This window comes from Sulfitobacter sp. HI0129 (assembly GCF_001635395.1).
Classification (GTDB): domain Bacteria; phylum Pseudomonadota; class Alphaproteobacteria; order Rhodobacterales; family Rhodobacteraceae; genus Sulfitobacter.
The window spans coordinates 1-255 of sequence record NZ_LWGH01000096.1; the positions used below are offsets into that span (position 1 = coordinate 1).

Consider the following 255-nt stretch of genomic DNA (forward strand, 5'->3'; position numbering starts at 1 on the left):
AGGGCTACCCCGGCGTGATGGCCAATGACGATGTATCCCTGTCGATCGCGGCGGGTGAGGTCCATGCCCTGCTGGGCGAAAACGGCGCAGGCAAATCCACCCTGGTCAAAATGATCTACGGGCTGGTCAAACCCGATGCGGGCCGCATGAAAATGTTCGGCAAACCATATGATCCCACCGACCCCCATGCGGCACGTACCGCGGGCGTCGGCATGGTCTTTCAGCACTTCTCGCTCTTTGACGCATTGACCGTGG

General features: G+C 60.4%; 1 protein-coding gene. It reads left to right on the forward strand.

The annotated features are described in order from the left end of the window. On the forward strand, window positions 1-255 hold a 255-nt coding region (locus A3764_RS00935; protein ID WP_150122026.1), incomplete at both ends, for an ATP-binding cassette domain-containing protein.